Origin of the sequence: Sunxiuqinia elliptica, assembly GCF_900113005.1 — a bacterium.
In the GTDB taxonomy this organism is placed as follows: Bacteria; Bacteroidota; Bacteroidia; order Bacteroidales; family Prolixibacteraceae; genus Sunxiuqinia; species Sunxiuqinia elliptica.
Genome location: NZ_FONW01000005.1, coordinates 199983 through 224566, shown reverse-complemented (window position 1 = coordinate 224566; position 24584 = coordinate 199983). Strand labels below are relative to the sequence as shown.

Annotated in this window: 14 protein-coding genes; all 14 read right to left on the bottom strand. The window is 40.5% G+C overall.

Translation table 11 applies throughout. The annotated features are described in order from the left end of the window. Positions 1–48: 48 nt before the first annotated feature. Positions 49–2178, bottom strand: a complete 2130-nt coding sequence (locus BM156_RS11840; protein ID WP_212733500.1) for a hypothetical protein — start codon at positions 2176–2178, stop codon at positions 49–51. Between the two features lie 136 nt (positions 2179–2314). Beyond that, on the bottom strand, positions 2315–4045 hold the full coding sequence (locus BM156_RS11835) for a RagB/SusD family nutrient uptake outer membrane protein (protein WP_093920083.1): 1731 nt from the start codon (positions 4043–4045) through the stop codon (positions 2315–2317). Positions 4046–4060: 15 nt separating this feature from the next. Further along, on the bottom strand, positions 4061–7540 hold the full coding sequence (locus BM156_RS11830; RefSeq protein WP_093920082.1) for a TonB-dependent receptor: 3480 nt from the start codon (positions 7538–7540) through the stop codon (positions 4061–4063). 122 nt (positions 7541–7662) lie between these two features. Then, a complete protein-coding gene (locus BM156_RS11825; protein WP_170846948.1) occupies positions 7663–8715 on the bottom strand; it encodes a FecR family protein in 1053 nt (350 codons plus the stop codon). A gap of 441 nt (positions 8716–9156) precedes the next feature. Further along, positions 9157–9741 carry an RNA polymerase sigma factor gene (locus BM156_RS11815; RefSeq protein ID WP_093920079.1) on the bottom strand — a complete coding sequence of 195 codons (585 nt, stop codon included), beginning with the start codon at positions 9739–9741 and terminating at the stop codon, positions 9157–9159. A gap of 30 nt (positions 9742–9771) precedes the next feature. Further along, on the bottom strand, positions 9772–11172 hold the full coding sequence (locus BM156_RS11810; protein WP_093920078.1) for a sulfatase: 1401 nt from the start codon (positions 11170–11172) through the stop codon (positions 9772–9774). 158 nt (positions 11173–11330) lie between these two features. Beyond that, complete coding sequence (locus tag BM156_RS11805) at positions 11331–12476, bottom strand: glycoside hydrolase family 130 protein (protein WP_093920077.1); 1146 nt, start codon at positions 12474–12476, stop codon at positions 11331–11333. Positions 12477–12554: 78 nt separating this feature from the next. Then, positions 12555–14039: a RagB/SusD family nutrient uptake outer membrane protein gene (locus tag BM156_RS11800; RefSeq protein ID WP_093920076.1), complete on the bottom strand. Its 1485-nt coding sequence runs from the start codon at positions 14037–14039 to the stop codon at positions 12555–12557. 23 nt (positions 14040–14062) lie between these two features. Further along, entirely contained in the window at positions 14063–17377 is a 3315-nt protein-coding gene (locus tag BM156_RS11795) for a TonB-dependent receptor (protein ID WP_093920137.1), read from the bottom strand. A gap of 151 nt (positions 17378–17528) precedes the next feature. Beyond that, complete coding sequence (locus BM156_RS11790) at positions 17529–18557, bottom strand: FecR family protein (RefSeq protein WP_093920075.1); 1029 nt, start codon at positions 18555–18557, stop codon at positions 17529–17531. A gap of 70 nt (positions 18558–18627) precedes the next feature. Continuing rightward, positions 18628–19212, bottom strand: a complete 585-nt coding sequence (locus tag BM156_RS11785) for an RNA polymerase sigma-70 factor (protein WP_170846947.1) — start codon at positions 19210–19212, stop codon at positions 18628–18630. Between the two features lie 335 nt (positions 19213–19547). Next, the gene (locus tag BM156_RS11780; RefSeq protein ID WP_093920073.1) at positions 19548–21089 is read right to left on the bottom strand and encodes a sulfatase family protein; all 1542 of its coding nucleotides are present in this window, start codon (positions 21087–21089) and stop codon (positions 19548–19550) included. 104 nt (positions 21090–21193) lie between these two features. Beyond that, positions 21194–22801, bottom strand: a complete 1608-nt coding sequence (locus BM156_RS11775) for a CBM96 family carbohydrate-binding protein (protein WP_093920072.1) — start codon at positions 22799–22801, stop codon at positions 21194–21196. Between the two features lie 185 nt (positions 22802–22986). Further along, positions 22987–24576 carry a RagB/SusD family nutrient uptake outer membrane protein gene (locus tag BM156_RS11770; RefSeq protein WP_093920071.1) on the bottom strand — a complete coding sequence of 530 codons (1590 nt, stop codon included), beginning with the start codon at positions 24574–24576 and terminating at the stop codon, positions 22987–22989. Positions 24577–24584 lie beyond the last annotated feature (8 nt).

Genomic DNA, 24584 nt, shown 5'->3' with positions numbered 1-24584 from the left:
CACTGGAGCTTTCCATATTTAATTAGCCCAAAACCTATTTGCTCTATACTAATTCACCATTCTATTTACAACCTCATCCATGTGCTCATTAATTGACGAATGGCTGGTAGCCTGCCAAAAGCTACTTTCATTTTGAACGGACACTTGAGTCGCCACAATCCAGCTCTGAATCCAGCCAGTTAAAGTTGACCAAGCTCCCCAACCATGATCGGCATTTGATGCCCAATAGTCCCACCGATTATAATCAAAAGCCCTAAACCAAGCACCATCCACATCTTTATGCTTCTCACTCTGAACTTGAATTCGGATTAGAAAATCAGCCATTTTATCAACGGCTTCCTTGTACTTAGGATCTCCCGTGGCTTCAGCAGCCTCATTAAGTCCGAAAAAAGCAAAATTCACCGTATAAAGCATGTCTGCCACCGGATCGCCATTTTCGAAGATCAATGGAGCTTCGGTTGTGCCATAAGCTTTATTCGAATTGGTTCGTCCAAACTGCCCCGGCACTGCGCCTAGTTCTTCTCGAATTGCACCACAGGCAACCTGATTATCCAGAACCTCACCCACGATTTGATCGAGCCATGCTCGGTGTTTTGGAGTGTCTTCAACTCGAACCAGCCAAGCCAAAGGCAAGATCATACGTGCTCTTTCCTGTTGAATTCCGTTGGTCCAATTCCACCGATCAGGATAAGCTTCCATGGTTATCTGAATAGCTGTTTTCGTCTTCTCCAAAAGCGGCTCATAATTCGTTTTATCATACAACCACAAGTAACAGGCCCAAAGCCACGATTCAAAATGAGGATGTGGATTTACCAGCTCTCTATTCTGTAGTTCTTCTATGCCAGCCTCTAAGATCGGCTTTTCCTCCAAGCGCCCACTTCTGAATCCTAACTTCCCTGTTGTTCGGAAATTAGCCAGTATCGTTTCAGCAATCTTTTCATCCCATTTATCACTACCCAAATAAGCTGAAGCACCAATTGCTCCCAATAAAAAGCGCGCATTATCATCTCCATAGAAAACCCATGGGTGTGTATGTGACCATCCTAACAATCCATACACATCACTTTCTTTATCGCTTTTTAATCCGGCAGAAAAAATAGAATTAAAGTAAACCATATCTAGTAGCTTCGTTGCGACATCGTTATAAGCCGGTTTTTTCAGTAAATTGCCTGCGGCAGCCATTGCGTAAGCAACTTCACCCTGCACATCAGCCCGAAGCCAGTACCGATAAAGCTGGTCGCCGTCGTGATAGATCGTTGATGCATGTCCTTCCAGTATTCCCAAAGAACCATCCCCATTGGGCAACGCTTGATCTAAAGGGGGACCCCAAGGTTCTGTGCCATCTCCCTGATATTTTTGCCACCACGATTCAGCCCAATCCGAATGAATAAAAAAGCGTCCGTTATAAAACCATTCCACTCCTTTTTTCACAGCTTCAGTAGATGCACTTTCAGGAAGTGGTTCTTCCTTGGAGAACATTGGAGATACCGCTGATTTAAGCTCAGGAACTTTTAACTCTTTATCGGAACTAACCCAAGTCAAAATATATTTCCAAACTGCTTGCCAGGAATCATTTGGGCCATACCTTCCTGTTCGGTAATTGCTCAACTTTGTTGTTGCAATTAAAGCATTCTCTTTATGAAAAAGCAGGGGATAATCATCCGTTTCCTCCAATCCATAAGCGGCATGGTCAAATCCTGCAACTTTTGCCAAAACAATTAAGGGTTCTTTTTCCTTCGTTTCCAGAAAGTGACAATCATTTAACCCAATGATATCCATTCGCTTCAGGGTTGCCCCAAAAACATCGGCAGTTATCACTCCCCTTTCGTAATTGGTTTGGAGAACATTCTTCCCTAATTCTATTCCCGGAAAATCCTCGGGGTACTCGATGTATAATTTAAGATTCTTTTCTTTAATCGCCTGGTACAATTCATCCGAAACGCCTGGTTCTTTTTGTGGATAATTATCCGATACCTTAATAATTCCGATTCCCTCTGTTGACTTTTTCACAGCATCCTCCAGCGTAGGAAATAGCCTAACCTCCAAATCTACCTGACCAAGCAAGTCATATAGATCATTCTCTGTACTTCCAACATAGTACACCTCATTTTTACTGGAACATCCTACCAGCATGCTATACATCAAGATAAGGAATACACTTACACTCTTTATTTTCATTCGTTAAATACTTTTATTGACACCTCTACTTTTTACTAAACTTTGATAGGAAACGCTCAAGTTTGAAAAAAGAATAAGGTTATCTCAAAGCAAAATCTCAGCTTGAAAATGCTTATGAGACAACCTTTATTTCCTCTTAATACCCAGGATTCTGTTCCAAATTAGGGTTAAGTGTTAATTGATTAGACGGAAGGGGTTTTAGGTAATTCTTATTAGGATTAAATTGCCAACCATCTTTCGCAGGGCTATTTTCATAGGGAGCAATATACCCATTCTTAGAAAATAGAGCTTCGGGAACTAAGACCGGGCGAAACTCATCTTTTATATCTGCATATTGTTGAATTTTAGCGCCCAACATTGGACGTTGAATAATATCGGCTGCAGCCCAACGCATCAAATCATCAAAGCGGTAACCTTCGCAGGCCAACTCAACTCGTCTTTCTCTTCTGATCTCATTCATTAATTGAGACAGTTGTGGAAACGTTTTTGAAGCACCTTCGTCAAATCCAGGATCAACCGTTAAATGCGGCATGTCTACTCGATCTCTCAACAAGTTAACCGATTCATCCAACACAGACTGAGTACATTCGTTTAGCTCTGCCTTTGCCTCTGCATAGTTCAACAAGACTTCGGCATACCTGAAGATAATACTCCCGGTAATATCCTGATTACTGGTTCTGTCTGCAGTCGGGTTGTTTCCCTTTGCTAACTGATAGCCTGTTGTGTTTCGGAGTCTGGCCTCCAAAGTAAGATCCGGAACCGAAAAAAAGCTTGTATCTGTTCCTGAGATATTCCGAACATCTCCCCGAACAAATATGGTCTGAGCTAATCTGGGGTCTCGGTTGCTTAATTCCTCATCGATTAAATCATCTCCTAAATACAGATCACTAACGGCAATCGGCTTTCCATCTGTACACAAATAAGAATTAACCAACGATTTTGAAATTCCTGTATTTTTATCAGATACTCCGAAAAACGCACTTGCTAAGTGGTAAAGATTAAGACTCAAATCCCATTTTTTCCATAACATGATTTCCTGGCTGTTCGAATAATCCTCCTGATTAAACAATCCCCAATAATGCTCGCTAGGACTTGTTCCCGCCTTATCAATGGCAAAATGCCCTGAAGTCATCACTTGGTTTGCTGCCTCTGTTGCTTTTCTGAAATACTTATCCCAATCAGCATTGTCAACGCCAAAGTCTGTTCCATTATGATATTTCTCCCAAGTTCCTTCATAAAGCGCAACCCGACTCTGAAATAAAAGTGCAATTTCTCGATAAATGCGCCCCTCTGTTTCCTGTCCTTTCTCAGGTAACATCGCAATTGCTTGATCTAAATCAACCAAAATAGAATCGACAACAACGTTTCTTGGAGTTCTTGGAGCATAGAGCTCTTCAGATTCAGTGGTAAGCGTTTTACTGTACCAAGGGACATCTCCAAATGCTTTTACCAAATCAAAATAAAACCAAGCTCGCCAAAAGTACATTTCTCCAATATAAGCACTTACAGTTGAAAGCTCCTCCTCGGTTTTGTGATAGTTCTCCAAAAAGAAGTTTGCACTCCGAACTTTACTGAAATCCCAACCACCGCCACTTCCAGGAACCTGAATTGTTCCTGCAAGCTGAGCATTGTAATTATAGTCTCCTGAAATCATATTGTCGGAGGAGTTATCCATCTCAAAAATCCCCAACCAATAGCCTTCATGTGTCGGAAAATTGCCATAAAACTTATTGGCATAAAGCTCCATTTCTTTCTTCGAAAATGTAATTTCTTTGTCGGTAATTGTATCTAATGGCGGCTTGTCTAACACATCCTCACACGACCATAAAATCATCAACGACAACAGTATTATTATATAATTTTTCATGGTATTTTGCTCTTATTAAAAGTTAACATTTACACCTAAAGCATATGTTTTAGTTATTGGATAAACTTTCCCAGCTCCCCACCATCCGTGAGTTAATTCGGGATCATACATTTCGGGTAAAGAAGATATGGTAAAGAGGTTTTCGCCAGTTACAAAAACTCGAATTTTGCTGATAAAACCAATATCATTCATAATACTGCGAGGTAAAGTATACCCCAGCTGAATATTCTTGAGTCTCAAATACGCCCCATTCTGTAAATACTTCGTCTGCGGATACTGATTTTTATGGATCTCCCGACTATTGTATGGCTTCGGATAGTAGGCATCGGTATTATCAGGTGTCCAGAAATCAAGCTGAGGCTCGTACAAATTCGACCCAAAACCTCCGGTAAACCCCCAGAATAATACACCTCCATTTCCATGATTACCTACCCAGAGGTCACGTTTAGCTGTTCCTTGTAAAAAGATTCTAGCATCAAAACCTTTCCAGCTTGCTGTTCCATTAAGTCCAAAATTAAACCGGGGGGTAGAGTTTCCGATAACCTTTCTGTCTCCCGGGTTATCCAGCGTTCTCGGATTATCCCCCGAGCTTTCCCCCCAATCAACAGTTCCGTTACCATCTAAGTCGCGATATTGAATATCTCCCAGAGACCAGTTTCCCCAAAACAAAGATTGATCAGGCATATTGGCTAGCTCTTCTTCTGTCTGAATAATTCCAACAGTCTCCATTCCCCATATCTCTCCAATTTCCATTCCTTCGTAATAAGTCGAAAGCAATTTAGTTGGGTTATTGTATTTCAGCACTTTTGATTTGTAGTCGGAAAGAACGAAAGACAAACTGTAATCGAACTCTTTCCCAATACGATCTTTCCAGCCTAAGGTCAGTTCAAACCCTTTTGTTTCAAGGTCTGCATTATTTTTGGTCGGAACAGATGTCCCCAACACAGAAGGTAAAGCTTCTGCGGGTCCAATCATATCTGTAGTTACCCTTCGGTACCAATCGAAAGAAGCTGTTAAACGATTCCCCAACAATGCGGCATCAAAGCCAACATCAAAGGTGGTAGCCACTTCCCAAGTTAAACTCTCACTAACCAAACCTGGAGTTCCTAGGTAATTCGGGAGCTTTCCATCAATGATATAGGGGTACTTTGTTCCAATTCCAATCGTACTCAGGTATAAGTAATTTGCGACATTCTGGTTCCCTAACGAACCATAAGATGACCTTAACTTGAAGGAATCTACAAATTCTAAATTCCAATAATTTTCTTTTGCCATATTATAGGCTACAGAAACTGAAGGGAACAAGCCAAAGCGGTCTCCCTCGGGAAATTTCGAGGTACCATCGTACCTGGCATTAAACTCAATCAAATATTTCTCCTTAAAATTGTATTTTAAGCGGGCAAACGTGCCCATGGTTGCCCACTGTGAAAGGTTCTCTGCTAAGTCGGTATCGCCAACACCAACTGCAATAGAAGGGATATCGTGAGAAATTAGATCCCTCTTCAGGCCATATAACCTTTTATAATTATTCTCCTCAACCTGCTGCCCCAAAAGCACATAAAAAGAGTGTCCTCCTAATTCCTTCGTATAAGAAGTATAGAAGTTAAACGAGTTATACTCGGTTGTCGCGAACTGCGTTGAGTAAGCATCCAAGTGGCTGGTATAAATGGGTTGCTCATCAATCGTATACTCCCAAACATGAGGCATTGCGTGCGTAGATTCACGGTAAATATGATTTCGGTAGGTGTAATCGAAATTGATTTTCCAATCTTTTATTGGCTCTAACTCTAAAATACCACTAAGACTAAATTCGTCATTATTGTGATTGGTTCTTCCTGCAGTTTGCTTTCCCAAATGTGCTGTTGCTGCTAGATGTCCATTCGGATCATACAGCGACCAGTTAGGAAATCGAGTAGTTGCCAGGTGCGCCCAATTTCCGATATCACCGTTATAGCCATCTGATGGCTTATCCAAGTAGGTTTTGTAATAACGGGTTCTCAAATCTACCCGCATCCAATCTGTCGGTTCTGTATGAATATTGGAGGTCAGGTTGTATCGATCAAAATCTTCGTTGGCATAGCGCAGGAAACCTCCTTCAGTATAATAGCCTCCTCCGATGTAATAGGTAACATTCTCTCCGCCACCACTGATGCCAACATTGTGCTTTTGGTTCGATCGGTTGTTTTTAAAGAAAGCTCTCCACCAGTCAACATTGTCATTATCTAAATTGGCATATGACCAATGATTGGCTTTATTCGGATCGGGGACATTGGACGGATAATTCTCCGGATCAGCGATATAGTTTTTGATTCGTTGAATATGTTCCTCGGTAAACATTGGTGATTGTCCAGAATTGGCCGAAGCGATGTTATAAGATTCTGCAAAATCAAGCGAGTTAACCTGATTCGGAGTATGAGTTGGATTACTAAAACCAAAAGAATTATTGTAGGTAATCGAGATTTTTTCGTTTTTATCTCCTTGCTTCGTTGTTACCATAATCACTCCATAGGCAGCCCTAGCACCATAAATAGCTGCAGATGCTGCATCTTTCAGCACGGTAAAGGTTTTGATGTCCGATGGGTTCAAGTCCGTTATGTTGTCAACTGGAATTCCATCAACAACAAAGAGTGGACCTCCACCATTAATACTTGTCGTTCCCCGAATGTTGTAGCTAGGTCCTGCACCTGGCGCACCATCAGTTGTCGCAACATTCAGGTTAGCCACTTTTCCCTGAAGAATCTGTCCAATATTTGATACCGGCCGGTCTTTTAGTTCTTCTTCTCCAACCTGAGCGACTGCCCCCGTAACATTTACTGCTTTTACCGTTCCATAGCCAATTGCTACAACCTCCTCGATTCCAATCGCATCTTCTGCCATCGTCACATTAACTGTCATTTGATTCCCAACGACAATTTCCTGGGTTCGCATGCCTACAAAAGAAAAGATGAGAACTCCCGTCGGAGGGATATCTGCAATGGAATAATTCCCATCAAAATCTGTGACAGTCCCTTGGGTGGTTCCTTTTAGCATGACCGTTACTCCGGGAAGAGCCTGACCATTCTCATCCACCACCTTACCTGTTACAGTTCGGTCTTGCTGCAGACCAAGCCAATCGGCATCTTTCGAATTGGGTTTCAGGATGATTTGCCGATCATTAATGACAAAGACTGTCTCTGTTCCCTGAAAAATATCATCCAATACTTCTTCTATTTTCTTGTCATCAAGATCAACATTAATCTTTCGGTCAACATCAACAAGAAGATTGCTGTACAAGAAATAAAACTCACTGTTTTTTTCGATTTCGATTAAAACATCTTTTACCGTTGAGTTAGTTAGCCTTAACGAAAGTAACTTGCCTTGCGAGTAGCTACTAGTCGCAAAAGCCTGGCTAATCAGAATAGTCATTAATAATACGGTTAATCTCATAATCCGTGTAATTTTCCGGACTTGGCAAATAGGCACAGCTAAGCCAAACCGTTCTCGATTTTTTTCCATAATTTTGTAATGCTTAGAATTTTACAATTTTTATCCAGAAGATTGTTTAATTAACTAATTGAAGGGGGATGTTCCAGCATCCTCCTTTTTAGTTTTAATTCTTTTAGTATTCACATAGGCTTCTAGTTTTTATGTTTTGATATTCGATACTGCGTACTTTGGATCGAGCTATCGTCAAACGATTCCACCCCACTGGTTTCCAGGCTCAAATCAGCAGCTTGTGTGATATAGTTCAACACTTGCGGCAACGTTTCATGTTCGATGGTTAAGGTAAACGTATGCTTTGCCAAGCTTCCGTCGGGGTCCAACAACTCAATATCTGCATGAAACCAGCGTTCCAGTCGTTGAACCACCTCAGCCAATGGATCATTTCTAAAAATCAGTTTTCCTTCGGTCCAGGCAGTGTATTTCTCTACGTCCACTTTTTGCTTTACCAATGCTCCTGTTTGCTTTGTATAAACAAGTTGTTCTGCTGGAAGTAAGCGAACCTCCTGCCCTTTTCCCGAAAGAAAAACAACTTCTCCTTCCTCCAAAACCACCGAAGAGTAAGCATCCTCTTCGTAGGCAGATAAGTTAAATCGCGTTCCGGTCACTTTCACCTTTCCGGCTTTTGTTTGCACATAAAACGGATTGTTTTCGTCTGAGACAACATGAAAGTAGGCTTCTCCAATTAACTCAACTTCGCGGCCTTTTCCTGAGAAATAGCTTGGGTATCGCAATACGGTTCCTGCGTTTTGCCACACTTCAGTTCCATCAGGTAAGGTTGTTTTAATCTTCGATCCGAAAGGCGTTTCCAATTCCACCATGGTTGCAGACTGCTTACTCTGTAGTTTATCGACAGTCAGCCAGAGCGTGCCAAGCAATAAGGGAATAAATAAAACAGCTGCCACCCGCACAAAACGATTTTTCAGGCTTCTTAAAATTGGTGTTTTAGAGCGAGTTTTTGCCGGAACCATCTGCTGATGGATAAGCGCTAACATCTCATCCAGCTCCTCTTTTTCCAGTTCATTTTTATAGGACGATTTATTTTTCCAATGCGAGTAAAGTACCCCTTCAACCTGCTGATGATCCCCATCTTTATTTAAAAGATGAATGAGCTCATCCAGTTCTTCTGCGCTGCAGCTATCTTCCAGATACTTCTGAATTAAAGTTGTTATTTCATCTTCTTTCTTCATTGATTGAAATCTTTTTGTGATCGTCTGTGACAAACTTTTTTTTGATGCATTGTCTTCAAAAAACTTCTTCTTGCTTGATGCTTTTATCCAACTCATTTCCCGCATGCTGTTGTAACTTCACATCGTCATTCTATGCCTATTCAAAAGCAATACGCAGAAACGCTATCTACCCCCCAAAAGAATTCCATTCTTTTTTTGAAACTTCTAAGATTAGACGTCAAGAGCCAAGACAAGAAGACAATAGCGATTAGACTTTCAGACTCTCAGATGTTCGGACAAACTGGAAATTGGGAATTCGAACCCGCCCCTCTTCAAACTATTTCAAACCGTTTCAAACTTCTTCCTCAACTTTAGGCGCTTCGAACTTGAAACCTAAGTCCTCTCCCTTGGAAGATCACTTCGCGCCACTCATGATGATGCAGAAAGACTGCAAACTAACAATCAACCAAACAAAGCCATGAAAAGCAGGACCAATAAACTATTGGAATTGATATGAACGCGAAGGTGTCTTAAGGTCAAATTGATTTGGTTTTCAACCGTTTTCGTACTTAGCCCCAACTTTGATGCTATTTCCTTGTGGCTAAGCCCATCTTCCCTACTCAGCTTATAAATCTGCCGACGTTTTTCAGGCAACTCGGCGATTAAGCGCTGAACTTCCTCATTCAACTCCTGAAACTCGACCATGATTGCAGACTCAGAGTTGTTCTGACTTAGGTAATATTTCAGGTAAGACTGAAATTCCGTTTCTTTTGCCCTTTTGCGAAAAAGATCAATGACTAAATTATAGGAAACTGTAAACAGAAACGATTTTAATGAATGCGAAGTATTTATCTCTGCTCGTCTACTCCAAATTTTCAAGAAGGTGTCTTGCACTATTTCTTTCGAATCCTCCTTGTTTTTCAGCATTGAAAATGCAAAACCATACAACCGCTGGCTATAGAGCTCGTATAGCTCATCAAAAGCCTTGATCTCACCATCACGGATTCCGGTTGCTAGTTTTTGGAGTTTTTCTGGAGAAATTTCCATCTGTCAAATTTAGAAAAATATCAGGCTTTTTTATTCTGGTTGACTTAACTGGTAGGTTCTATCGTACAAGTTTAGTTGATTTGCTCGCCACTCAGCTCCTTCCAAAAATACAGGATGCGGTTGAGCAAGATCCCAAGCCCCCAGTTTCTTTAGCAATGCCTTTGTCTTCTCTATATTTTCAGGCGCAAGATCATGTTGTTCGGATAAATCCTCTTTCAAATTATACAGGACAGGAAAACGATCAGGCAATCGAATCAGTTTCCAATCTCCTTCCCGAATAACAGCACTTATGGTGAACCGCCAGTTAAAAGAATCATGCGGTTTCCCATCTATTTCGCCCTTGATGTAGGGCAAAAGATTAACGCCATCAAATTGATCTTCCTCCTTAGTTTTGCCTCCTGCCAATTCAAAAAAAGTAGGAGCTAAATCCAGCGAAATAACAGGATCTGCTGAAACAGTTCCTTCAGGAATAGTATTCTTCCAGTTCATAATAAATGGGGTTCGGATACCGCCTTCCAGTAAGATTCCTTTTTGCCCGTTAAATGGGGCATTGATTGATGCATTGGAATTCGTAGGCCCTCCGTTATCGCTGATAAAAACAATCAAGGTATTATCGGCTAATCCGTTTGCCTCAACAGCATCCATAATTCGTCCCACATTTACATCCAGGCGATGCACCATGGCACAATAGGTTCGTCGCTTTTTATTTTCAATGTGTTGATATAATTCCAAATCTGCTTTGGTAGCCTGCATGGGCGTATGAGGTGCATTAAACGAAGCAAACAGGAAAAAAGGATCGTCCTTATGACGCCCAATAAAATCAACACATTCGGTCCCCTTGTCGTCCGTGATGTAGGTAATTGCTGACGGTTCTTTATAGTTACACTCAATCGGGCTTTTATAGCCTCGTCCATCCGGTTCCGAAGCGAAGTAATCATGACCGCCCCCGGTATATCCCCAAAATTCGTCGAAGCCTCGTTTTAATGGGTGGAAATGAGGCTGATCTCCAAGGTGCCATTTCCCCACCAATCCATTAACATACCCTAAGGTATGTAAGCGATCCGCAATGGTTTTTTCGCTTAAAGGCAAGCCTAAAAACGCCTCATCAAAACCGGGCTGACTTCCTCCAATATTATTGTCGTGTCCAAATGAAACCTGGTTTCTCCCCGTTAGTATTCCTGCCCGCGAAGGACTGCAAACCGGAGCAGAAACATAGCCCTGCGAAAAGACAGCTCCATTGGCTGCCAAACGATCAATATTGGGGGTTTTAATCTGCGTACTTCCGGTAAAACCCAAATCCCCATAGCCCAAGTCGTCAGCTACAATCAGAATGAAATTGGGGCGTTGCATCAAGGTATTTTCCTGTGCCGCTGAATGAAGGAAGCAGCAACAAGACAGGCCAGATAGGCCAACGAGCGTTTTGAAGTCCATAATCTTAGCAATAATCAGGTGTCTATTTAGATCCTTTAAAGCTAGCTAAAATCATCAAAAACAAAGGAACGCAGAGAAAAAAGATTTTTACAAACAAGAAAGCCCCAATGCAGAACTACATTGAGGCTTTATAATAAAGTGTACTAGTATCTACCTTCTTATTTTATTGAAGAGCTTGACTCGGCTACTGCAATTTTTGAGTCCGCAGTTCCATAGTACAATAACCATTTATCTTTAAAATGAACCAAACCTTCAACAAAGCAAACGTTATTAACCTGTCCTGTTATTTCAAAGGGTTGATCTGGTGTAATAAACCAATCATCCATTCGTCCCAGAACCTTCGTTGGATCATCTTTATCAATCAACACTTGTCCCGCAGCATAAGTACCAGGAGCCAATTGTTTATCTCCATATTCAGGACTGTTTTTACTGTTGTAAATGAATAGAATTCCCTCTTCCGTCAATATTGCCGGAGGCCCTGGTTCAACAAGCTCGCTGTCAAACTTGCCATGCCGAGTAGAAAATACACTTTTAAAGGCAGTCGTATATTTTCGCATGGTATCCAGTTCCATTTTTTGAGGATCAGTCTCCAAGATAGGCTCCCAATCGATTAAGTTATCAGAAGTAGCCATGTAAATGTTTGACTCTCCCCAATACATCCAGTATTTTCCATTGATCTTGGTGGCAACCATTCGTCCATCAGCTTCTTTACAAACAATTGATCCGGCTTTTGACCACATCGCAACATATTCATCCCCCGCCTTTCCAAATACCGAACCATGTTTTGTCCAGTTCCTCAGGTCGCGAGAAGAGGCAATAAACAATCGGGCTTTATCTCCGTCGTAAGCTGTATAAGTCAGGTAGTAAGTCCCCTGATCATCTTCAACCAAGCGGGGATCTTCACAACCTCCCTCCCACTCGTACCTTTTAAATTCATCATTGTCAGGAAACAGGACAGGCTCTTCTCTTTTATGAAAATGGTAACCATCCAGGCTGTAAGCTAAGCCGATTCGTGAAGTTCCATGATATTTCCCAACCGTATCTTCTGCCCTATATAAAAGGAATACAGTATCTCCTTTTACTGCAGAAGCAGGATTGAATACATCTTTCTCTTCCCAATTGACCATCTCTTGTCTAACTGGACAAAAAAACTGCAAACTATCAGAAGGTAATAAACACGGATTCACATTTACATTCTTTGTGAAAGGCACTAAAAACGCTGTTTTCTGAGGTGTTACTCTTTGATTACAACGCGTAAATAGGAAAACAACAGCAATTAAAATGAAAACAATTCTAAACTTCATTCTTCTATATTTTAGAACCCTAGACAGAATATTGGCAAATACTCTGTCTAGGGTTATTTTTGATTTATTCTTTATAATTTAATACCCTGGATTCTGAGTAATGCTTCCTCCCGATTTGTCAATTTCCCCCTGAGGGATCGGGTAATAATGATGATGTTCAGAGAAACCTCTTGTTCCTAAAACATCTACCGCAATTCCCCATCGCTTCAGATCATTCATCCGATGTGATTCAAAACCAAGCTCACATCGCCTTTCATGAATCAACCAACTTTTGATCACATTTGAATCGCTCTCCGATCGGTCATAAGCAGGCAGTGTTCCTGCAACTGGAACTTCTCCATCAATATTGACAGAGTTTCTTGCCCGTTGCCGAATTTCATTAATCAGGTCTATTGACTCTTCGCTGTTTCCCAATTCCAAATAGGCTTCTGCTTTCCACAACACCACATCAGCCCAACGAATATAAATGCGATTACTTGAGGCGTCACCATTCCCTTTGTTCGTTCCGTCCAATGTTCCCAATAACTTATTTACATTACGATTTTCAACATCAACCGTGTAAGCCAAACGAGGATCATTCGCTTCAAATTCATCAATAAAGTTAGACTCAGGGGCTATAAATCCCCAGCCAATTAATGCGCATAAGCCATTCCCTTTTCTCGGGGTTTGCGACGATTCATGGTCATACGCAAAAATCACTTCATCATCCATGAACTCTTTACTCGCATCAAAAGAATCGAAGTAATTGGTATTAAGCTCGTAATACCCCAAGCTTTCCATCTCTTCAATAAACTGAATAACCTCTTGCCACTGCTCATTATACAAAGCCACCTTCGCTTGCATAGCAATTACAGCCCCCTTCGAAACTCGCCACTTTTCAGTTTCAACTGGAAATTTTTGAGAAGGCAATAAAGTCTTTGCATTGGCAAGATCACTTGCAATCTGCTCCCAAATTTTTGCCTTATCTACTCTTACTGCGACTTCATAAGCCTCTTCAAACGAAGTTAAAGGAACTAGCAACAATGGAACATCACCAAAGATTGTGGTCAAGTCGAAGTAATAAAAGGCACGTAAAAAGTAGGACTCCCCTAAAAGTCTGTTTTTCAATGATGATTCCATATTTAGTTTGCCCATCATCTCTTCATCTGTCAAGTAGCTAATTGCCGTATTTACCCTTGAAATCCCTTCATAATTATAACTCCAAATCCCATTAAAGCCGCCATTCGAAGCAATGAAACTGAAATTATCAAACTGATCCATCCAAGCCTGATCGCCATCTGGATTCCACTTCTTTTGCATATCATCAGAAGCAATATCTTGCAAAATAAAATCATTACGGGTTACAGTTCCTTCATCCCAAGCCCAGTTTCCGATAATATTAAGTGTTCCCGACAACAATTGGTAGCCAGAGCTTACGGAATATTCGACACTTGTAACTGTCGGATCCAAATCGACTTGCTCTGGAGTTAACAGCCCAATCGGATCTTCGGTCAAAAAACTGTCACAACTTGCAAACATCAATAAAATCAATGCCACAAAGAATATATTGTTTTTCAAATTCATAACTAATGATTCATTTAAGTTGACTAAAAGTTCAGATTAATACCAGCGATAAAAGATCTGGCTTGAGGATATGTTCCCATATCAATTAGATCCGTTGATTCCGGATCGAGTCCACTGTAAGAAGTCAGGGTAAAAACGTTTTGAGCTGAAACGTACACGCGAATTCCCTTTATTCCAACTTGGTGCAAACTATTGAATGAATAGCCCAATTCAACATTCTTAAGTCGGAAGTAAGAGGCATCTTCAACAAAGATACTGGATACCTTACTACTACCATTATCCGTGAAACTCACACGAGGAATAGCGTTTGTAGAGCCTTCCCCATCCCAACTTCCTAAAACCTCGGTCGTGTAATTGAATGGTCGCGTGTCGTAATCGACAATCTTTTTTGAATCATTGTAACGATCAACTTGTCCTACTCCCTGAAAGAAAAGAGCTAAATCGAAACCTTTATACGATCCCGAAAGGTTCAAGCCATACAATAAGCCGGGATTAGGATCACCGATAAAATCCCGATCGTTGTCATCAATCTTTCCATCTTCATTCATGTCTTTGAACCGGATGTCTCCGGGACTAACTGTTGGTGAAGAAGTGCCAAATAAATGAGATGCGATTTCATCCTCATTCTGATAAATTCCCTCAAAGACATAACCATAGTATGCATTTAGCGGTTGCCCAACAACGGTTCTGCTAACCTGCCCAATAAGGCTAGGAAGATTAGGATGTAGCTGTTTTACTTCGTTCTTTACGGTAGCTACATTCGCGTTGATATTATACTTGAAGGCACGTTCACTGTTTCTAAAAGTAACTCCCAACTCAAAACCTTCATTGCTTACTTCCCCGGCATTCACAATGGTAGGCTGCACATCGCCAACAATTTTGGGAAGCGTTATAGGTAATAGAATATCGCTTGTTGTCTTCCAAAAATAGTCCGCCGTTAGGTAAAGCCTATTCTTCAAAAATCCAGCATCAAGCCCTATGTTGTACTGAGTCGTGGTTTCCCATTTCAAATTTGGATTTCCATACCTTGACACTAAGTATTTATCACCATCTTTCTTTATAAGAGTTAAGTATGCATAGTTATCTATTTCCTGATTTCCCAGTTTCCCATAGCTGGCCCGGAGCTTTAAATCAGACAACCAGTCAATATTCTCCATAAAGCTTTCTTCACTCATTTTCCAACCAGCTGAAAGTGACGGGAAATACCCCCACTGATTATCTTCAGCAAATCTTGAAGATGCATCTGCCCTGAGATTAGCGGTCAACATATAACGAGAATTATAAACATAGGTAGCTGATGCAAAGAAGGATAACAAAGACCACTCTGAACCTGTACCTCCATTCCATAGATCCAACTCAGTACTTCCAAAATCGATGTATTGAAACTTCTCTGTATCGTATTCATATCGTCTTCGCGAAGCATTTAGGCTTGACGAATAATTCGTAATAAACTCACTTCCAAGCAATACACTAACACTATGCTTATCAAATGACTTATTGTAGTTTAGCGTGTTATTCCATGAGATGGTTAATGCTTCTCCTCGATCTTCGTTTAATCCATTCGGACGATTTTGACGACCACTCCCTTTATCTACCTCATTACCACCGCCATCATCATCTCCAAAGTTTCGAAAAAAAGCTTTATTGTGTGTGAAATTTAAATCGATCCCAACATTTGTCCTAGCCCTTAACGATTTATCTTTTAAAAGTGCTACTTCTCCATACAAATTACCGAAAGTCTTAAAATGCGATCTTTTATCATTCGTAAAATAGGCTAAAGCCACCGGGTTTTGGGTCCATTCATATTTGTCACTCTCCCAACCTCCGGTATCACGATTATTGTGCTTGTAAAATGGTAGATCAGTGTACGGATCACGTTCGGTATAAGTTGGATCATCCGGACTTTTATATACCGGGATAACTGGTGGTCTCAGTAAAGCATGACGGATAATTCCGGGACGATCTCCCTTGGACGAGAGCTTATCCTGCATCGCATACGAAAGTTGTACATTCGTTCCTACGCTTATCCGATCAGTTAAATCAGCATTAATATTTGTCCTGAAATTATAGCGTTGGTATTTGTCATTATCAAAAACAACAATACCATCTTGGTCATAATACCCCGCTGAGAGTAAATATTGCAGTTTCTCATTCCCGCCACTTGCCGTCAGCTGAATGTTTTGAGAATATCCTGCTTCAAATACTTCATCCAGCCAATCGGTATTAGCAAAATCGCTTCTTCCCCGGTCTGCCACATAAGGGTTTGTCCCTTCATATCCGGCATTATTCCATGCCTTTTCTACTGTATTAAGGTACTGCTCTGTGTTGAGCATATCTGGCAAATTAATAGCATGTTGAACTCCATGAAAGTAATTCACATCAAACGCAGATTTCCCTTTCTCTCCCACTTTGGTTGTTACGATAATAACCCCTGCAGAAGCTCTTGATCCATAAATTGCCGCTGCTGATGCATCCTTTAACACTGTCATAGACTGAATGTCGGAAGGATTAAGAAAGTTGAGTTCTCTGGTAGGAACACCATCAACAATATATAGCGGCGTATTGCTTCCAATTGTTCCATCTCCCCGAATACGAATATTAATTTCGTCTCCAGGAGCACCTGTGCTTTGAGTAACCTGTACCCCTGCAACTTGGCCTTGCAAGGCTTGGGATAGTTCGGCAACGCGCCGATGTTTCATATCATCAACATTGATTGGCGACACAGCTCCAGTTAAGGTGGATTTTTTCTGTACAGAGTAACCAACAACAATAACTTCATCAACTCCTACCGCATCTTCCTCCATTATCACGTTCATTACCGAATGACCACCTACTGCCACCTCCTGCGTTCGCATCCCCACAAATGAAAATACCAAAGTTGCGCCAGCAGAAACGTCTGCAATCGTATAGTTTCCATCAAAATCAGTCACGGTTCCCTGGGTGGTTCCTTTCACAAGTACTGTTACTCCGGGGAGTGGTTCCCCTGAAGCGTCAGTAACCTTCCCGGTAACTTTTCGTTGTTGCAATGCCTGAAATTCGTTCCCAGCCAAAATAATCTGCCGATTGCTTATCGTATAGCTTATATTTTCACCCTCAAATAAGCTATTCAAAACGTCCGAAATCGACTTCTCTGAAAGATTTAGCGAAACTCTTTTATCCAGTGAAATTCCTTGACTGTTATAAAAGAAGAAGTAATCCGTTTCATTTTCAATGATTTCCAGAACATTTTGAATGGATTCATTGGAAACGTTTAAGCTGAGTCGTTGCGTTTGAGCAAAATTGTCAACTGCAAGCAACTGCAAACTTGTCAGAATGGTCAAAAAGGTCGTTAATTTCATTACTCTCAAGATTTTACCAGCATAAGAAAGCAAATACCTATGCTTCTTAAAGAACCAATTTTTTTTCATAAATTTGATTTTTCATTGAGTTAATTATATTCCTATGGTTAATTCATCAAAGGCAGTGGTGCGAACACTGCCTTTCTTCGTGTTAGTCAATCCATATCGTTACATTTCGGTTTGTAATTTTCGTTTTTAGAGGCGTAGATATTTCAATCATTTTAAGGACTTCTCCCAAGGTTTCATCCTGAATGGTTGCTTTAAAACTGTATGGAGACACATCCAGACCTTTTTCGAGTTGAATCTCACAGTTGTACCATCGTTCCAGCTGCTTCACGACTTCGGGAAGTGGTGTATTATCGAAAAGAAGGAAACCATCTTTCCATGAAGTTATGCTTCGGGTATCAACTTGTTTAATATTGACCTGATGCGTTGATTTATTCAGCGTGGCTTGCTCTCCAGGAACCAACTGTGCAATTGGCTTACCTCCCGGACTCAATAGAGCGATTTTTCCTTCTTCAAGCGTTGTATTAAAGAAACAATCATTTTCATAATTGGCCACATCAAACGAGGTTCCCAATACCTGAATATTCATCTCTCCAGCCTTCACCATAAACGGCCGTTCTTTATCCGGAGCCACCTTAAAATAACCCTGCCCATATAAACTGACAACTCTGTTTTCCTGCTCTCCAAGCGTTACCGGAAACTCGAGCTTACTGGCCGAATTAAGCCAAACCTCTGTTTTGTCAGGCAAAGTAAAATGAACTCTTGAACCGGGTGACGCGATTACTTCCTGCATCACGACTTGAGTAGTTTCTGGTTGTTTTTGCTGAAAAACCGTATAAAACAGGAAGGAAGAAACCAGCAATAACGGAATGAACAGTACGGCAGCAACCCGCATCAAAACAGGCTTCCAGTTCTGATGCAACCGGCGTGTCACGGCTTGCTCGCCAGCAATATAAGCAAGAAGTTTTGATTCAATGACACTAAGATCGGCCTCCTTCGCAACTGAATCGGATTGTCCTGTCGAACTCCAATGATGAGCCATCAGTTCCTCCAGCTGCTTATCTTTATAGGTACTTCGAATATACTCTTGTAGCTCTTCTTTCTCCGCATTACTAAGCTTGTCCGACTGGAGTTTATCAAGCCATTCTTTACTATTCGTTTGAAATGCAACCATTGCTTATTCTGTGCTTTTTGAATAGGTATACACACAAGCAAGAGTTACCCCCTATGCGAAAATTTCTTTTTTATAAAAAAAGTTCGAAAAAGATACTCCCGGAAATTCCATAGGAAAGTAACTCCTTTTTTATGGCACTTAAAGCAGCCGTCATTTGATTCTCAACCGTCTTAACCGAGATTCCTAACTCATTCGCAATTTCACGGTTAGACAGCCCATTGTCCCGACTTAAACGATATACTTCCTTACGACGGGCAGGAAGCTTCTCAATGGCTCGCCGGTAAATACGGTCTAACTCCTTAAAATCCAACTCTTCGTCGAGCAAGCTATTTTTATTGGAGTGAAGGCTGGAATATTCCAAATATGCTTTTTCGTAATTAGCCTTCCGAATGGTATTTAAAATCGTATTCTTCGCAATTGTAAACAAATAAGATTCAAAGGATCGTTCGACAAGTAGTTCCTCCCGGGCTTTCCAAACTCTCAAAAAAACATCCTGCACAATCTCCTCGGCCTCTTGAGTGCTCTTCAAATACCCTAGGGAAAAACGGTAAATTCGTTGGCTATACTTCTCAAACAAAGCCTGAAAAGCAGAGGAAGAGTTTGATTTTAGTTGAACAACTAAATCTTTATCCTGATATCGGTTCCCTTGATCCAAATCGATCTAAATTACGTAATTGCGAACTCAAAAGTAGGGATTCCATTGAAATCATCAACACTTTTTTTCACATAACATGATTACAAGAGATCGTTAAATTTTAGCTTTAAAATATTCAGACATTCGCAGCACGATGATTTCTAACAAATTACCAAGTCGTCCCCTATGACACAGGAATCTACAAACTATTTACAGATCTAGCCAGCAAACTTTACTTTCCTTCAACTCAAGCAATGAAACGCTCAGACAAAAAGAGGGTTTGACCAATGGCCAAACCCTCCTCACTTTCCTATCTCAGATAAACTATTTAAGCGATTCACTAATAATCAGAAGCTTCACTCAGGATATACAATTAAATCTGCATATTTACGCTCTAAATACCACGGGTCATTTGAATATTTCAATTTTTCCCCCAAGGCTTCTAGCAACAATTGCACTTCACTTTGAGTAACATCCAATAACATTTTGGTTTGCTGATACGGATCCTTCTTGTTATCGTACAAATAGGAAGATGTAATCTTCCCTGCAACGACATCTTCCTCAATACAAAGGGTATATCGATCATTTTGAATTCCACGGGCATTTCCAAGCAACAGTAGCACAGACTCAGGCTTTTCTATCTCATCAGTCCCCGGATGTAAAATTTCCTTTGAAAAATCGTCTCCTTGAATCACTGATGGAGTTCGGTCTTGTAATCCGGCTAACCCAAGTAGGGTTGGCATAATATCTGTTGCTCCCAACATTAAATCAGTAATTCCAGTCTTGACTTTTTTAGGATAGTGAACAATAAACGGGACCGCGATGGATTCCAGCTCCAATATATTTTTCCCCGTTTTTCCATGACTCCCAAGCATCTCTCCATGATCCGAGGTGAAAATAACAATGGTATTCTCCAATAAACCTTGTTTTTCCAGCTCGTCAATCACCGTTCCAATATACTTATCTACAGCAGTGACATTTGCAAAATAATTGCGTGCATAATGAGCAACCTCCAAATCTGCATTTGGACGAAGAACGAGATCTTTAATACCTGCAAACTTGTCCGTATCATAGTGCTGGTGAAGAGCATCCATATCCGTGTTTGCATCATCCCACGGATTGTGTGGAGGATTCAAAGCCCAAATCATAAAAAATGGTTTATCTTCATCTCTTTGGCCATGACTATTTCTCACATACTTAATGATTTGATCGGCCTCATTCTCTGCTGAAAACTTCGTAGTTTTGTGCAACTCACCATCCTTTTTTCCGCCAATAAGTTTCGGATCACTAGAATAAATATGAGAATCAAAATGAGCATCTTTCAATGCTTGGTAAAAATATTCGATACTATGTCGGGATGCCCCTGGAGGAACGTAGGTATCGTAGTTATTTACCAAGTGTCCCCCTGGCTCTTCCAAGGTTCCTTTGTAGTTCCCATTCTCATCAAATAAAGCTTCAGTTTTTTCCCAGTGGCATTTCCCAAAGTAAGAAGTATTATAACCTGCTTCATAGAAAACATCTGTGATTGTTTTTACATCATTCCTCAACTCATGGTTTCGTCCTGCCTTGCAATTTCCCCATATCCCATTTTGTTGCGGATACTGTCCTGTAAGCATCATCCCCCGGTATGGGCTACACAACGGATAATTACTAATCGCATTTGTAAAAACGACTCCATTTTTTGCTAATTTATCAATAGTCGGGGTAACTACAGGATCAGATACTCCTACGACTTCAGATCTGTACGGCTCTTCATTCCAAAAACCAGCGCTATACCTACGCAGTTGGTCTGGGAAAATAACAATTACATTGGGTTTTTCATCTATTTGTTTCTCAACTTCCTTACATCCCCACGGGGATACTATTGCAAGTAAAGCAAGCGTTTTATTAATTTGCATAACACTATTATATATTGATTTAAAATCAAGACTATTGTTCTTTCACATCTCCTAGAATTTTCAGAAAATTCTACAACTACTCACACCTCCAATATGCATCTATATTAAAGATTATTCTCAACTACTAGTTTTTGTGTTATCGATTTCTCAGGATTATGGATTGTTAATAGATAAATCCCGCTGTTGATATTCCCAGGAGTCGCAAGTTGAATATTATTCTGCCCTGAAACAACAGAAAATTCTTTGACGAGCATCGTTTCTCCTGTCACCCGACGTAAAACAATTGTTATAGTTCTATTTTTGGGTGAGTGGTATAGGATGTTTATTCTATCTTTTACTGGATTTGGATATAGTCTGATTGAAGCACTAACATTACCTGTTGGCTCGGTTATAGAGGTACTTATATTCTTTTTAATAATAAGCTGAGGTGAATCCAGCTCTGATCCAGCCTCTGTTGAGTATAAATCAACCTGTGCTGGACCTTCAACAGAAGATGAGATCTGAAATGACAACTTTCCATCGCTAAGGTTATTGAGGTATTGCGAAGTAATATCCCATTCAATTTTTCCACTTTCAATAGTCGCCCCGCCAACAAAACCATCGGGACTAGGTTTATTATCCCATGTTAAACTCTGCTCAGTCCAGTTATCATTATTAATATATGAAACATTAAAATTTATATTTTCTCCAGCTTCATTGACTGACTTTGCTGTGACTTGTAATTTTACTGATTCTACATCATTCGTTAAGGTGCTAATATCAAATTTAAGAAATCCCAGTCTAACATAAGGATCAGTAGCTCCTTGTTTTACAATTATTGTACTCTCATTTCCATGAGTTTTGGAAGTACCAGCATCTGCACCATAGGCATATGTATCATCTGTAGCAGATACTTTTTGTGCATTGCCATTATTAATATCACTATAAGCAATATCATAAACTCTAACCCAATCAATATATGCATAGTTGGGAAAAGCTCCGGTATGGGCATTCCCTTCCCCCCAACTTGCCCCTGTTGACAAGATAATGTATTCTGGAGATGATGAGACACCTTCTCCAAGGTAAGTTGATTTAAGTTGCCCATCGAAATAGTATTTGTAATAGCCGGGGCCCCATTCTAACCCATAATTATGAAATTCCCCATCATGAATACTTGCCTCAACTTTTTTGCCCCATGTACGATGATCTTCTCCATATCCATCCCAATGAATTGCATTTTGATAATGATCTGTAGCAAAAGCAGACTCCACAATATCAATTTCAGCGCCATCACTTCCTCCACTCCCAACGTTCCCCATGGTTTTACTTTGCAGCCAAAATGCTGTGTGACAACCATCATTGGTTGGAGCAATCTTTATTCTTGCCTCATAGTAACCATAGGTAGATTCAAACAGATTAACAGATGATACGCCTGCAGCAAGAACAGTGTCGACGCTTGTGGTAACTTTAGTATTCTTTAATACCAGTTTCCCATCCTCAACATAAGCATTGTCCTTTTCATATCTCCAATAAATTGGAAAACCATCATGCGTGCGGGTTTTCCTATAACTCTCCCCTCTATCCGTCCAATTTTGTGGATTTAGAGTTACCCCTGAAAATTCATCTTGCCATTTTAGAACAGGATTGGAGCCTTCAGGAGGTTGAGCTCGTACATAAACAAAAACGCTTATAAATAACATTGTTATTATAAGCCGAAATCCTAGCATATCCATATTGAGCAATATTTGAAAGTAAAAAATAAAGCCCTTACTAATAAAAGGCTACCACAAATTTCTAAAGTAAAATTCGTCCCCAACACGTTACCATATGAAGTACGGTAATCCCTCTTTAGTACGAAGGAATACCATACCTCATAAAGTGATGTCTATATCAACTATTCGATATAGAATAGTCTCGTCTATTCAGAATAACCTGGATTTTGAGTTAAATTAGGATTGATGTCCCTTTCACTTTGCGGAATCGGCCACCACTGATGGTAATCGAAATACTGACGGGTTACCACCGGAGAAGCAGCAAATGTTGAACTTGTGCTGTTTGTTGCCATTCCCATAACTTTAAACCCATCATTCAATTTAAGCATATCCCAACGTTTAAATCGTGGGAAAAGCCATCCTTCAAATGCCAGCTCTCGGATACATTCATCATAGATATCATCAAGGGTAATATCTGTAGCACTGTGCAACGGAAGCTTATCGGATGCTCTTTCTCTCACTGCATTGATTGACAAATCTGCTGTAGCCTGATCGAGTTGCCCCAATTGTTTTTTTGCTTCAGCATACATTAACAATACATCGGAATACCTAAACAAAATCCAGTTATTAGGTGAATCATACGGAATACCTCCGTCGCCTTCAATAATAGTCTTTTTAGTAGTTAAACCAGTTTTACTATGATGATAATTTGTGATTTCATAGGGATAAAGCTTATCCAACCCTTTCTCCACAATTGTGTGCCCCCCTGGTCGGAGAATTGTTGCATCCATACGTGGGTCACGACCTTCGAAGTATTCATAAACATCAGGCTGAATACGCTCATCTTCGATGGTATATTCGGGGTTTTCATCAATCTTTTCAAATTTATCAACCAGCCAAAGTGTCGGGCTTAACCACGACCATCCCCAAGAAGAGTGTGACCTTGTTGCATACATTTTATCGAAAGTAGCCCCATCATCAACATACGAAATGAACTGGATATCAAAGATTACTTCTGAGTTATTTTCATTTTTCCAGTTAAACACATCTTTAAAATTTGGTTGTAAGGAGTAAACTCCCAAATCAATCACCTGCTTTGAAGTAGAGGCTGCACCGTCCCAGTCTTCTTCAAACAAATGGATTTTAGTTTTCAAGGTTAAGGCCGCTCCTTTAGTTGCCCTGCCAATTTCAGTTGAAGAATAAGACACCGGTAAAGAGTTCACAGCAATGTCAAGATCCTTATGCATAGCCTGAATTATTTCATTTTGAGGCGCTCTTGGAACCATCGCTTCAGAAACTTCTTGAACAGAAAGGATTAAAGGGACATCACCAAAAGCAACGATCAACTGATAGTAATATAAAGCCCTTAAAAACGAGGCTTCACCTTTTACCCTTGCTTTTATATCCGACTCATTATCAGGATAAGGAATATCATCAATGTTATCAAGTACATCATTACACCTGGCGATACCCTTATATGCTACGTTCCAATACCCATTAACTAAGCCATTGCCAGGATCATGGGTTCCTTCTGCTATTGAGTTATAACCTCCGTTTCTGGAGTAACTAATTGGAGTTAAGGCATCCATCATTCCCCAAAGTTCGTAGGCTGGGTTTTTACTTGTTCCCCGGCATTGTAATACATCGTAACAAGCCTGGAGGCCCGCATCTGCATCTTTAGGAGACAGCCAAAAAGTGGCTTCTGAAATTTTATCCAAAGGCTGTTTGTCCAGCAAGTCCTCGCACGAAGCAAACAACGTTAACATTACCGCCAATAATATTATCTTATTTTTCATTGTCTTTC